Below are 12,808 nucleotides of genomic sequence, written 5' to 3' on the forward strand. Positions count from 1 at the left end.
GCTCACGGCGTCCGGGGTGCCGGACGCGGGACGGCCGCGGCGGCCGGAGAGCCACCGCCCGGAACGGCCGTCGTCCGTCCGGCAGCCGGGGAGGCACTCCCGCCCCCGGACCGCAGACGTGCCGCCGAGGCGACCCGGACCGTGGCATCCCCCTGCCGGAATCCGGCCGAGACGCCCGCCCCCGACACTGCACCCGCCGAGACCCCGGCCCCCGACACGGCACTGGCCGCACCCCCCGGCCCCGGCACAGAACCGGCTGAAACCCCCGGCCCTGGCACAGAACCAGCCGAAACCCCCGGCCCCGACACCGCCCCCTCCGAGACGCCGAGCCCCTTCACCGGGGCCGCCCCCGCCCCCCGCACGGCGGGGAACACCCCCCGATCCGAGGTGATCAACGCGGTGGCCAGCCCTCCCTCGACCAGTTTCTCCGCGTTCTCCCGGCCGACGGAGAACCCGCGCCCCGAGGTGGCCCGCGCGTACAGGTCCTCGATCATGACCTCGGGGGCCATGCGCCCGCCGTACGGGTCGCGGCCCGCGTCGAACGCGGCGCGGCCGTCCTGCCAGCGGCCGGCGTTCTGGGCGAGGCACTGCTCGACGGGGACCTCGACCGACAGCAGGACGCGCCGGTCGTAGCCGTCGCGGCGCAGATCGCCGAGGAGCTTCTCGTTCCAGCGCTGGTCGCGCAGCGTGGCGTCGTAGAGGAGGTTGTAGCCCTCGGAGCGCGCCCACTGCTCGAAGACCTCCTGGAGGAAGGCCGACTCCCGGTGCGTGAGCGAGGCCGTCTCGGACGGCGCGACCGGTCGCCCGTCGGACAACACGCGGGCGGGGTACGGAAGATGGGGCGATCCACCGTGCTCGAAGATCGCCACCTTGAACTGGTCCGGATCCAGGACCACGTAGTCGCGTACGTCGATGCCGTGCACCCGCCTCAGCGCGTGCCCCAGCTCGTCGTCGCGCCCCTGCCACTCGCCGAGCCCGCGCAGCGCGCCGCCCTTCCCGGCGCCGGGAGCCCCGGCGGTGAGCAGAGCGGCATGGCCGTCGCGCGGCAGGCCGGTGCAGCGCGCGGCGAACTCCTCAAGGATCGCGGAGTGCATCCGCTCGCGGTCCGGCGTCCACAGGGCGCCGTGCCGGAAGCGGGCGAACGTGTCCCCGTCGCCCGGCGCGAGATCGCCGCCCGGTGACATCCGGTTCTGCAACTCCCGGTACAACGCGCGGTATTCGGGTCTGAGCCCCGCCTCCGGCCGCTCGCCCGCGGTCATGGCCGGTGCTCGGGGCCGTCGGCCGGGCCGTCGGACCGGCTGTCGATCCTGCGCTGGATCTCGGCCACGTCCTCGCGGGTCACCTGCCCGAGCAGCCGTGCCGCGGCGAGCACGGACAGGGTGTTGTCCTGATGGGTCGGCTCGGGATGTCCCTCGTCCTGCCCCTCCTCGTCCTCGAAGGGCCAGCCGGCGACGGTCGCGATCATCTGCTCGCGTTCCACGAAGCCGGCGGCGTAGAGCCCCAGATAGGCACGCAGGGAAGGGGCCGAGTCGGCCGCGGACGCGTCGGGTGCGGGGGTGTCGTTCATGGGCGGAGTATTCCTCGCTTACCAGAGACTGGTCTCGTACGGATCCGGGTCGGGCCGGTGGGCGGACGCGGCGGCGGCGTCCTCGTACGGCTCGACCGCGGGTGGCGTCTTCGGGCGGTGGCTTCCGCCCTTGCAACCCGCGAAGGGGCCGCTGGGGGAACGCAGTTCGGACAGTACGGCGCCGAGGTGGTCCCGGTGCCAGACGGCGGGGCCGGACGCCCCGGCCGCCGGGTCGGTGTGCTCCTGCCAGGCCAGCCACAGCCCGTGCAGCCGGGCGACGGCCTCCGGGTGTTCCCACCAGCGGGGGCACCAGGGCTGTTGCGAGGTGACCTCGCGGCCGTAGACGGGAAGGAGCAGGTCGCTCACCCAGGCGGCCAGCCGGCTCATCTCCCCGGCGTACTCGGGGCCGTCGAGGAAGAGGATGAACGGCGGTGCACCGGCGGGCTGTTGCTCGGCCGCGTCGATCGTCATCGAGAAGGCTTCCTTTCAGCGACGGACGGCACAGGACGTCGGCCGCGTCGGGCCGTTTCGGGGGCGGACTTCACCCGACCTCGGCTTCCCCGACCGGCCGTGGGCGCGGATGTCATCGGTACGTGATCCTCTCGGTCGCGCGGGCGGTGATGGCCTTCACCTCGGCCTGGGCCGCCGTCGCGATGCGGTCGGCGCCGGGTTCCGCGTACCAGGGGCGGAGCCGGACCAGGGCGGGGCGGATGCCGGTGGCCAGGAGCAGGGCGGTGCCCTTGGGCAGCGCGCGGATGCGGTCGGCGGGCAGGATGCGTTCCAGGCGGTACGACGTCGACCGGGACCGTCCGTCCCTGCTCCTGGACCAGCTCACCGTCGACACGTCGTGCTCGCCGACCAGCCGGGAGACCTTCTCCACGAAGTCGGCGTCGTCCAGTCCCGCGCCGAGCAGCTTGATGGTCGCGGCCGACCAGAGCGCGTCCATGCCCGCCTCGCCCCAGACCCGTGCGCCCTGCCGGTAACTCTGGAGCAGGGTCACGATGTTGATGCCCCGGGAGCCGAAGTGGGAGTACAGGTCGGGGAGATCGGAGATCCGGCAGACGTTGGCGGCCTCGTCCAGGACCGCCGTCATCGGCGGTTCGAGGCGTCCGCCCATCCGCTCGGCGGCGACGACTCCCGCGCGCAGGACGGCGTCGGCGGCCGCGGCGACGACACCGGCCGCCGAACCGCCGCCGTCCTTGGAGAGCAGGTAGAGCGTGTCGGCGGACAGCACATGGCGGTCGGGGAAGAACTGCGGCAGCGCGGGATCCGGGGTCACCCATGCGGCGATCGCGGGGTCGAGCAGACAGGCCACGCACTGGCGGCTGGTCTCGTAGATGCCGTCCCGGGTCTCCACCGCGCCCTGCACGGTGCCCTGCAACTGGTCGGCGAGCGCGGTCATCCCGGCGTCGCGCAGCAGGTCGACGGGGGTGCGGTCGGCCGGGTCGGCCAGCCAGGCGAGGACCTCGCCGATCGGCCGACCGCCGCGCTGGGCCGCGTGGAAGAGGGCGGTGAGGGTGTTCTGGGCGGCCGAGATCCAGAAGTCGCGGCGGGACGCGTCGTCGTTGACGGCGCCGACGAAGTGCCCGGCCAGCCGGCGGGCGCCCTCGATCGTGGCCGCTTCGGCGAGCATGTCCCACCACAGGCCGCGCGGGGTGTGGGCGATGCCCTGGGGGTCGAACGTCCAGACCCGGCCCACCCGTTCGCGTTCCGCCCGCGTCACGCTGTACACGTCCGCCTTGTTGGACGTCAGCAGCACGCTGCCGCGGGCGCGCAGGACGCGCGGGACCGCGATGCCGGTGGACTTGCCCGCGCGGGGTGCCATCAGGTCGAGCTCGACGTCCTCGTAGCTGGAGCGCAGTTCCGGGCCGCGGGGTTCGAGGTTCCCGAGCAGGTTCCCGGTGTCGTCCGGGGTGACCTTGCCGAGCTTGGCCAGGGCCGGGCGGAGTTCGCGGGCGCGGCGGGCGGCGCCCTTGGGCAGGAGGGCGGCCAGCTCCTTGCGGCCGGCGAGGCCGGTGGGCGCGGTGAGCCGGCGTCGTACGAGGGCGATCAGGACGGTGATCGCCGCCACGACCGTGCCGAGGACGGTGGCCATGCCGGCGGTGAGCGCGGTCGGGGAGGCCGTCGGCCACAGCGGTCCTGGGCCCTCCTTGACCAGGGTCGAGAGGGTGGACAGGGCGAAGGGGGGCGGGTGCCAGCCGGCGCCGGTCGCCGCCGCGCCCAGGGTGCCGCCCAGCCAGGCGCCGAAGAACGCGATGCCGATGAGGAACGCGGCTCCCGGCACGATCCAGGGGAGGAGGTCCTCCCCGGCTCCGGGTCCCGTCTTGCGTGTGCTGCTCAACTCTGCTCCCCCCGTTGGATGTTTCTCGCCCCCGCCGCCCCTGCCCGTCCCGTCCCGGGGTGGTGCCCCCGGACCCCCCGGCCGCGCTCCGCGCGGGTCCTCAAACGCCGGACGGGCTGGTGTTGCCCTGTTGTCCTCAAACGCCGGACGGGCTGAAGCCCGCGCCGGGATTCTTGTGCAGGGACGGTTTGCCGGCCTCCGACCAGCGGGTGTTCGTGTTGTGCAGGGCCCGTTCGGTGTCGGTGATGGAGACCTTGATCGGGATGCCGGGACGGCCGCCCACCTTGATCAGGAACCGTCCGCGGCCCGGCGGCTCCTCGTTGCCGCCGGTGCTCGCCCAGCCGGGCGGCGACGACCAGGACGACACGAGCTCGATCTCGCGCTCGGACATGCCGACGATCTCGCCCAGTTCCCGCATCTCCGACCGCGGCAGCCCGGCGCACACGACCATGCCCGCCCGCTCCACGAACCCGCGGGCCTTCGCGCGGTCGGCCTCGCTGCCGAGGGCCTCGGCGTCCTTGAGCGTGTGGGTGATCTTCGCGTCGCCGAGGCCGAGCGAGCGGTTCAGCCGGGTCAGCGCGTCGATCCGCTCCACGATGCCGGAGGCGGCCCGCAGCGGCCGCCACAGCTCGTCCAGGACGGTGAAGAACCAGCGCTGCGGGGCGAGTCCGGCGTCCGCGAGGGCGTGCGCGGCGGCGACCGTGCCGAGCCCGTCCGACCAGGCCGCCAGCATCGCCGCGGCCGTGAGCTGGGTGTCCGCCTCGCCGATGCGGGAGATGTCCACGCAGACGGCGGGCGACGCCGGGTTGATCCGGGTGGACGTCTCGGTCGCGAAGGTGTCGCCGAGCGGGCCGTCGAGCACGCCGAGCAGCGAGCGGTGCAGCGGGTCCACGGCCTCCTGGTAGCGGGCCACGTTCCCGCGGTCCAGCGTCACCGCCCGGACCCGGTCGGGACCCTCGTCCAGCACCTTCAGCAGATCCGGCAGGAGCGGCGCCCGCCCCGGCTTCGTACGCTCGGCGAGATGGTGCAGACAGGCGGACAGCACCGACTGCTCGTGGTCGTCCATCGGACGTCCGCGCACGATGGTGATCAGCGCCGCGACCATGTTCAGCACCCGGCCGTGGGCCTCCGCGGCCAGGATCTGGCCGCGCTCGCCGCCGATGCGGGCCGCCGCCTCGCCCATCGCGCCCGGGTCGAGGACGTTGATGCCGCCGACCCCGCGCCCGATGGAGATGACCTGGCCGCCGAGCGCCCGTACGGTGTCGGCGTAGTCGGGCTTCAGGTCGCCGAGGACCAGGGGCGTGATGCCCGTCGCGGACATGCCGATGAGCATGCGGTTGACCAGGGTGGACTTGCCGAGGCCCGGCATGCCGAGCATGAAGAGCGACGGGTTGGAGATGTAACGGGCCCGGGTGAACCAGGAGATGGGGTCTCCGCACACCGTCGCCCCGGTGTGCAGATGCTGTCCGAGCGGGACCCCGGTCATCGGCGCGCCGGAGCCGGCCGCGAACGGCCACAGCCCGCACGCCTGCACGGTGGTCGCGCGCCACAGCGCGGGCGGGTCGACGTGCCCGACCTGGCCGCCCGCGGGGCCGTACCAGCCGCGCGGCGGTGCGGTGAACTGGTTCCCCTGCGGCTGCCGGGCGTTCACAGTGCCTCCCTGATCTGGTACGGGACGAGGGTGTGCTCCCACGGGAGCAGGCCGACCGGCAGCGTGCAGGTGAAGGCCGCGGCCTGCATCCGGTCCGCCGGGCGCATCAGGATGCGCGAGGACGCCTGGAGGTTGCGCACGGTGATGCCCGCGTCCTGCAACTGCTCCTCGTCGTCCACGGTGACCGTCACCATCAGCGAGAACTCCACGAGTCCCGCGCCCGCCGCCTCCTCGGCCGCGGTCTGCTCGGCGGCCTGCATCTCCGAACTGGCCCGCGCCTGGACGAGACCGCGCTTCGAGCCCGCCATGAAGTGCGCGGTGCGCCGGTCGGACTCGACGATGCGGGCCGAGGTCGCCGGGTCGATGGGCCGGTAGATCAGGGAGACCCGCTTGCGGCGGGTGCCGGGAGCCGGTTCGAGGAGCCCGCGCAGCACGCTGGAACGGACCGTGCCGCGCGGCGCGAGCGTCAGCATCCAGGTGCGCGAGACGCCCGAGTCGTGCTTGTACGAGGTGACGGTCTCCACGGCCGCGGCCGGGCCGGCGTCGCCCCATTCGACCCCCGTCGTGGCGTGCTCGGCGCGGGCGCTGAGCACATCGGGGGCGATGGCGGGGTCGTACGCCACCCGGACGATCTCGGCGAGCCGGTCGGCCGGCAGCGGGTAGGCGCTGCCGCCGCCCGCCGCGACCAGCCCGGACAGCAGTCCGGGCAGCCGCATCGACAGATCGGTGACGATGTCGTCCGTGCCGCGCTTGGGGCCGCCCGTCGGGCCGTAGGTCAGGGCGATGTACGTGTGCATCTCGGAGGACGCCGACGGATAGCGCTCGACGACCTCCTCCATCACGGCGCGCGCGGCGGCGGGCGCGTCGGGGGAGATCCGGGGGAGCACCTCGGCCGCGAGCCGGGTCCCGGTGTCCGGGGCGGTCTCCACGACCACCTGGGCGCCGCGCAGGCCGGGCTCGTGCGAGAGCCGTGCGAGCCAGTCGCCCCAGGAGGCCACCCAGATGTCGACCTGGGAGGGGTCGACGAGCGAGCCGCCGTCCGGTTCGCAGGCCAGCACCACCGTGTACAGGCCGCGGCCCGGGTGGTGCAGCACGCCGAAGGGACGGTTGTAGGCGTCGCGGCCCTCGTGCATGCGGGTGCGCGCGAGCAGTCCGGGCGGCTGGTAGCGGCCGCCGGGGCGCTTGGACAGCGGTCCGGAGAGGTAGGTGTGCGAGCCGGTCGACTTGCGCCGCGCCCAGCCGACGCGGATGGCGAGGACCTGGTAGACGTTGCGGCCGTCGACCGTGCGCAGCGCCAGCGGGGCGAGGAAGAGGCTCACCGGTACGAGGACGACGACCGCGGCGGCCAGCGAGACCAGGGAAGCCAGTAGCGCCACCAGCAGTCCGCCGAAGGCGACGACGGTGCCGAGCAGACCCAGCGGACCGAGTCCGGGACGGCGGGGCCTGCGCCAGTTCCCGTACGTGGGACGCGTCATGGCGTCGGTGGACATGGGGTTCCTTCTTCCGGCTCGAAGCGCTGGATACGTGACGGGGGTGGAGTTCCGGGGCGGTTGCCGGCCCGGTGACGGCGGCCCGCGCGCCGCCCCGGAACTCGCTGAGCGCTGTGGCTCCTGAGGCTTCTGTGGCTCCTCGGCCGCGGGGCCGCTATTGGTTGTGGCCCTTCATCCCGTCGTTGTCGTTCAGGGAGTTGGCCACCTCGCTCGCCGCGGCGACACCGGTCTGCACGGCGACCGCGGCGGCCTGCACGGCGAGGGTCGCGCCGCCGGTGGCCGCGCCCGCGGCGGCCGCGCCGCCCGCCGCAGCGGCGCCTCCGGCCGCACCCGCGCCGCCCGCGCCACCGCTCGCCGGAGCTCCGGCGCCCGCGGACGGCGAGCCCTGCGGACCGGCGGCGCCCCCGCCGCCTCCGGCACCGCCCGCGGCGATGCTGACGGCTCCGGTGGCGACGTTGTTGACCGCGTTCAGGGTGACCGTGCCGCCGGAGGTGCCGCCCAGGGCCGCCGTCGCCGGGACGATCAGCTTGAGCAGGGCGGGCAGGGCGAACACCGCCATGATCAGCATGCCCAGACCGGCGATGGTCTGGTCGAGGTTCTTGGTGTCCTTGGTCATCGAGGTGGCCGAGTAGATGATGAGCGCGGCCGCCGGTTTGTACAGCAGCCAGGCGGCGAGCCAGCCGACGTGCTTCTTCCACCAGCCCTCTCCCCACCCGGTCATCGAGGAGACGGCGGCCAGCGGCAGGGTGCCGACCAGCATGATCAGGACGCCGATGCGGATGTACATCAGACAGATCTGCACGAAGCTCGACAGCATCACCAGCAGGCCGAAGATGAGGATGAGGCCCGGCTGGTCGAGGGTCAGCACACCGAGCATCGTCGACGCCTGGTCGCCGAGGTCGGACTTCGCGTACACGTCCTGCGCGTACAGGTCGGAGGCCCTGGTGAGCGCCTGGACCACCGGGACGGCGACCGCGCCGACGAGGATGACCTTCCACATCCCCATGAACGCCTGCTTCATGGGCTGGCCCTTGCGCTCCAGCGCCATGTGGATCGCCGCGATCAGCAGCGAGGCCACCGCCACGTAGCCGACGAGCCAGTCGACCTCGGCGTCGATCTTGGCGATGGGCCCGGAGGCGTCTCCCACGTCCACGTGCATCCACACGCCGTTGAGCGCCTTGAGCACGGCCGCGGTCGCGTCGCCGATCGCCTTGGCGAAGGCCACCACGGCACTGTCGGTGAGCTGCGTGCCGACCTCGTCGATCACACAGTCGTACACCCGCCAGGAACACGACATCTCACACCTCCCAGGTGACGAAGCCCTTGGTGCCGCTGATCTGCGACATGCCCGAATAGACGGTCCCGTCGGCGTCGGGCGCGAGTTTCCAGTCGCCGTCCAGCCAGCGCAGGGTCACCGAGGCGGTGCCGTAGGCGTTCTTGCCGGGGACCCGCACGACGAACATCACGGTCGACTTCTCCTTGTCGTACGACAGGACGGTGAAGCCGGCGTAGCCGCCCCCGTCGGGCGCTCCCGAGGTCGGCTTGTCGCCCGCCGCGGCACGGCTCGCGACGAGTGCGTCGCGGCCCGCGCCGGGGACGACCTGCCGGTCGACGACCTTCCGCCAGCCCGGGTAGCTCAGGTGGTCGGTGATGGCGTGGGCGGCCATGACGGAGCCCGTCGGCGTGTGGGCGAAGCAGGACCAGACCGGTCCGTCGAACGCGAGCGGGCCGGCCGTTCGCGAGACCGGGACCAGGCCGGTCCCGTCGGCCTTCCACGTGAAGTCCTTGGGGGCCCGGGCGGGCTTGGCCTGGTCGCTGTCGTCGGTGCGGCAGCCGGCGGGACGGCTGTCCGGCCGGCCGCCGCGGTCCCGGCCCGGATCGGCGGACGGGGTGGGCCCGTCACCGCCCGACGCGGTCGTCGGCGTCCCCTTGCCCCCGCCGATCATCGTGAAGACGGCGAGCACGAGCAGCACCAGCAGGAACCCGGCCGACAGAATCCAGCTTCGCTGCTGCCAGAACGGCTGTTCCCACTCTCCGCTGCCCCCTTGGGGCCGACCGGAGTTCAGCATGGTTGCGCTCCCTTCGCTCAGGCTCGGACGGAGCGTCGGTCAGGCGAAGACGAACGTGACGACGGGGCCCGCGGTGGCCACCAGGACACAGCCGCCGAGCACCATGCCGAGGCGGCCCATGTGCTCCGAGCCCTCGCCGCGGCGCATCGAGATCGCCATCATGGCGCCGGTGATGAGCACACCCGCGACGCCGGCCGCGGTGCCGGCCCAGGCGAGGATGCCGAGGACGGTGTCGACCTTGCCGGTCAGCGCACCCGGCGCGTCACGGTCGGGGTTGGGGATCTTGCCGTCCGCCAGGTAGACGTACTGGTGGGCCTGGGCTGCTATCGCCTTGAACATGGTTTCTCCCCGATATGGCCGGCGGCTCGCGCGCCCCGTCCGGGACGGATGCGGAACTCGCCGGGTCTGAGCGGCACTTGCTCGGTACGAGCGGTACGTGCTTGCCGAGAGCGGTACTTGGGGGCGATGAAGATCCGTGGGACGCCCCGTGTTCCCGGTGCACAGTGAGCTTGGCGACTCCTGTGGGCCGGGGCCAAGCGATGTAGGAGACCAGCACCTGTCGGTGACGTGTCCGTGACAGACGGGAAGAGACCGTCATGAAAGACGAGGTGGGAGGCGCGGGAAAGAGCTGAGGCACCATCAGATGTGATGGTGCCTCGAAGGATCGCCGCACCGCGCGGGCGGCGGACGATGTCCGGCGGGTGACGGATGCCGGATGACGGATGCGCGGTCGGCAGTCGGTGGTTGGCGGATGACGCAGTCGCGAGTCGCGAGTCGCGAGTCGCGAGTGGCCAGTTGATAAGTGACGGGCGGTGGGCGGCTCAGAGCACGAAGCCCACGATGGGTCCCGCCGTGGCGCCGATCACGCAGGCGCCCAGCACCATCAGGAACTGGCTCAAGTGTTCCTCGAACTCACCGGACTTGACGGCCAGGGCCATCCGGGAACCCACCATCATCAGGCCCGCCACGCCGGCGGCGGTGACGAGCCAGGCGATGATGCCGAGGACGTAGTCGAGCTGGTCGGTGACCTTCGCGTCCACGGCCAGCGGGGTCGCGGCGAGCGTGTGCAGGGCGGTCACGGCGCGGTCCTTCCCGTCAGGCGGGCCAGGGAGGCGGCCTCGCGCGGCAGTGGCCCGGCGAGGTCGCCGGTGCGCCATGCCGGCATCCACGGCACCCGGTAGACGTCGACGACCGAGTTGATCACCTTGATGCGCTGGGCGAGTTGGCGCGGCAGCCGGCCGGGCGCGTCCGCGACCAGGACGATGGCGTCGAGCTCGAGTCCCGGCGGCGCGTCGCCCCGGCGGAAGATGTCGAGGGTGTGCGACACGGCGTCCAGGCCGGCCGCGTGCGTACGCCCGACGAGCAGGACCGAGGCCGGCTCGCCCCGGTCGGGGCGGGGCCAGTCGCGGCCCGCGTCGTGGCCGCCGAAGACGGTGGCGAGCGTCGAGGAACCGGCTCCGCCGTGCGTGGCGATCCAGGAGAACCGCCGTGCCTGTACGACGGGTTGGTGCTCCTCCTCGTACCCCCGCGACGACCCCTCCGGTTCCCCGACCGCCCCGCGTATCCATATCTCGGGCCCGGCCGGGCCGCGTGACCCGTTCGTGTGCGGCACCCTGCCTCCGCTTCCATGCTGCGGTGCTCCCGCGCTCCCGCGCACGGCCTGGCTCTCGTCCGCCCGCATCGCCACCCCCTCGATCCCCTGCATGGGTGCTCTCTCTCCTCGTCGGTGCACCGATCCTCCCGGCGTCCGGGCGGGTTGGGTAACGGGGCGTGAGTTCCTGGGACGAGCCTGTGACGCCGTGGTGACGCGGGAATCGGGTGGGAACCGAGAGACTCGACTGCATGTACACGACCGGAACATGAGGCTGAGGGGGGCCGATGTCCAACGGGGGCGGATCCACCACGACCTGGGTGGTCGGTGGCTGCCTGGCCGCCGTGATCCTGCCGGTGGTCATGATGGTCGCGGTGAGTGGGGCGTCGAGCGAGGAGGATCCGGGGTCGGGCGCGGGCGGGGGACTGAAGGACGGTGCCGTGCCCGCGAGTTACGTTCCGTGGGTGCTCAAGGCGGGCGCCATGTGCGACGTCATCAAGCCGGCGGTCATCGCGGCGCAGATCGAGGCCGAGTCGGGCTGGAACCCCAACGCCCGCTCTCCGGTGGGTGCCGAGGGTCTGTCGCAGTTCATGCCGGGGACCTGGCCGAACTGGGGCAAGGACGACGACGGCAACGGCCGGGCCTCGCCGTTCGATCCCGGTGACGCGATCATGGCGCAGGGCCGCTACGACTGCGCCCTCGCCAAGACGGTCGAGGGATACAAGAACCGTGGCGAGGCGAGCGGCGAGACCCTCGACCTCGCGCTCGCGGCGTACAACGCGGGACCGGGCGCGGTGCACCAGTACCACGGCATGCCCCCGTACACCGAGACCCGGAACTACGTCGCCCGCATCAAGTCCCTGATACCCAAGTACGAATCGGTGGACGATCCGCCGGGCACGATCCCCGCCGGGCAGCAGATGGCGATGCCGCTCTCCGGCAACCCGCGGGTGACCTCGCCGTTCGGCATGCGCATGCATCCGATCCTGCACGTCTACAAGCTGCACACCGGGATCGACTTCGGCGCCGCGGCCGGTACGCCGTTCAAGGCGGCCCGGGACGGCACGGTCACGTTCGTGGGCTGGTCCAACGGGTACGGCAACCGCGTGGTCATCTCGCACGGGACCATCGACGGCGCCCGCATCTCGACGACCTACAACCACATGCGGAGCCTCAGCGTGCACGTCGGCCAGCACGTGCAGGTCGGCCAGAAGGTCGGCGAGGTGGGCTCCACCGGCTACTCGACAGGACCGCACGCGCACTTCGAGGTCCAGCGGAACGGCACGTACGTGGATCCGGCACCCTGGCTGGGACTGAAGTGAGGAGGGAGGCGAGGATGAGGACGACACGGACGGGTACACCGGTCCGCACCGCGACGCGCGGGAACTTCACCGCGCTGACGGTCGTGTCCGTGGCCGGGATCCTGGCGTTGACGGGCTGTGGCCTGCGGGACCATCGTGAAGACGTGGGCGCGCCGGGTTCGTCGCCCTCCTCGGTGCCGTCCGTGGCACCGAAGGCTTCGCTCCCGCCGGGCAGGCCGCTGGGCACGGACGCACATGTGCCGAGCCCGTCGGGTGTCGACGGGACGGACGCGACGGAAGTATCGGAGGCGTGGGCGGAGGTGGCGTACGGCTATGACACGAAGTACGACTACGGTCCCCACGACGCCATACTGCGGTCCGCCCGCTGGTTCACCCCGGCCAAGGCCGCGGCCGAGCGGTCGTACCACCCGGCGAGCGGGGCGGGCGCCGAGTGGAACACCTGGGCCGGTCACCGGGCCTGGACCACGGTGAAGGTGACCCCGGACGACGACGCCGACGGGCCCGCCGACACGGCCGTCCTGGCCTACCGTGCCCTCTACGTGGAGGGCACGGCTCAGGGCCGCGACGGCTGGACCGGTACGGGGCCGCGCGCGAACGTCTACCTCAAGCTCACCCGGGCGAGTGGCGGCCGTCCCTGGCGCGTCGCCGAAGTGACGACCGTGGAAGCGGCCGATCCGCCTCCGCTGCCGTCGGTCTCGCCCTCGACGCCGATGTCGCCTTCGGACTCGGCCTCGATGATGTCCTCCAACCCGTCCTCGACCACCCCTTCGTGAGGGA

13 protein-coding genes are annotated in these 12,808 nt (G+C 72.8%); 2 read left to right on the forward strand and 11 right to left on the reverse strand.

Going from position 1 to position 12,808, the window contains the following annotated elements:
- Positions 1–2 precede the first annotated feature (2 nt).
- The 11 genes from ACZ4TO_RS19745 to ACZ4TO_RS19795 all read right to left on the reverse strand — a co-directional run bounded on the left by ACZ4TO_RS19745 (position 3) and on the right by ACZ4TO_RS19795 (position 10,823).
- A complete protein-coding gene (locus ACZ4TO_RS19745; RefSeq protein WP_468024871.1) occupies positions 3–1,259 on the reverse strand; it encodes a zeta toxin family protein in 1,257 nt (418 codons plus the stop codon).
- Entirely contained in the window at positions 1,256–1,567 is a 312-nt protein-coding gene (locus ACZ4TO_RS19750) for a hypothetical protein (RefSeq protein ID WP_382793917.1), read from the reverse strand. The genes ACZ4TO_RS19745 and ACZ4TO_RS19750 overlap by 4 nt, the downstream gene beginning before the upstream one ends.
- A gap of 18 nt (positions 1,568–1,585) precedes the next feature.
- The gene (locus ACZ4TO_RS19755; RefSeq protein WP_468024872.1) at positions 1,586–2,038 is read right to left on the reverse strand and encodes a DUF4913 domain-containing protein; all 453 of its coding nucleotides are present in this window, start codon (positions 2,036–2,038) and stop codon (positions 1,586–1,588) included.
- Positions 2,039–2,150: 112 nt separating this feature from the next.
- On the reverse strand, positions 2,151–3,908 hold the full coding sequence (locus tag ACZ4TO_RS19760; RefSeq protein ID WP_385049361.1) for a type IV secretory system conjugative DNA transfer family protein: 1,758 nt from the start codon (positions 3,906–3,908) through the stop codon (positions 2,151–2,153).
- Positions 3,909–4,044: 136 nt separating this feature from the next.
- The gene (locus ACZ4TO_RS19765; RefSeq protein WP_468024873.1) at positions 4,045–5,559 is read right to left on the reverse strand and encodes an ATP/GTP-binding protein; all 1,515 of its coding nucleotides are present in this window, start codon (positions 5,557–5,559) and stop codon (positions 4,045–4,047) included.
- The gene (locus tag ACZ4TO_RS19770; protein ID WP_385049355.1) at positions 5,556–7,049 is read right to left on the reverse strand and encodes an SCO6880 family protein; all 1,494 of its coding nucleotides are present in this window, start codon (positions 7,047–7,049) and stop codon (positions 5,556–5,558) included. Before ACZ4TO_RS19770 ends, ACZ4TO_RS19765 begins: the two co-directional genes overlap by 4 nt.
- A gap of 154 nt (positions 7,050–7,203) precedes the next feature.
- On the reverse strand, positions 7,204–8,346 hold the full coding sequence (locus tag ACZ4TO_RS19775; protein ID WP_382793932.1) for a hypothetical protein: 1,143 nt from the start codon (positions 8,344–8,346) through the stop codon (positions 7,204–7,206).
- A 1-nt stretch (position 8,347) separates the two neighbouring features.
- Positions 8,348–9,118, reverse strand: a complete 771-nt coding sequence (locus tag ACZ4TO_RS19780) for a DUF8175 domain-containg protein (RefSeq protein WP_385049352.1) — start codon at positions 9,116–9,118, stop codon at positions 8,348–8,350.
- 39 nt (positions 9,119–9,157) lie between these two features.
- A complete protein-coding gene (locus tag ACZ4TO_RS19785) occupies positions 9,158–9,457 on the reverse strand; it encodes a hypothetical protein (RefSeq protein WP_386592954.1) in 300 nt (99 codons plus the stop codon).
- A 482-nt stretch (positions 9,458–9,939) separates the two neighbouring features.
- The gene (locus ACZ4TO_RS19790) at positions 9,940–10,197 is read right to left on the reverse strand and encodes a hypothetical protein (RefSeq protein ID WP_467849245.1); all 258 of its coding nucleotides are present in this window, start codon (positions 10,195–10,197) and stop codon (positions 9,940–9,942) included.
- Positions 10,194–10,823, reverse strand: a complete 630-nt coding sequence (locus ACZ4TO_RS19795; protein WP_468024874.1) for a DUF6668 family protein — start codon at positions 10,821–10,823, stop codon at positions 10,194–10,196. Before ACZ4TO_RS19795 ends, ACZ4TO_RS19790 begins: the two co-directional genes overlap by 4 nt.
- Before the next feature lie 173 nt (positions 10,824–10,996).
- Here ACZ4TO_RS19795 and ACZ4TO_RS19800 point away from each other — a divergent pair, with 173 nt between their 5' ends.
- A complete protein-coding gene (locus tag ACZ4TO_RS19800) occupies positions 10,997–12,031 on the forward strand; it encodes a peptidoglycan DD-metalloendopeptidase family protein (RefSeq protein WP_468024875.1) in 1,035 nt (344 codons plus the stop codon).
- A gap of 14 nt (positions 12,032–12,045) precedes the next feature.
- On the forward strand, positions 12,046–12,804 hold the full coding sequence (locus ACZ4TO_RS19805; RefSeq protein ID WP_385049341.1) for a hypothetical protein: 759 nt from the start codon (positions 12,046–12,048) through the stop codon (positions 12,802–12,804).
- Positions 12,805–12,808 lie beyond the last annotated feature (4 nt).

The sequence above is a fragment of the Streptomyces sp. NPDC028298 genome, from assembly GCF_055565895.1.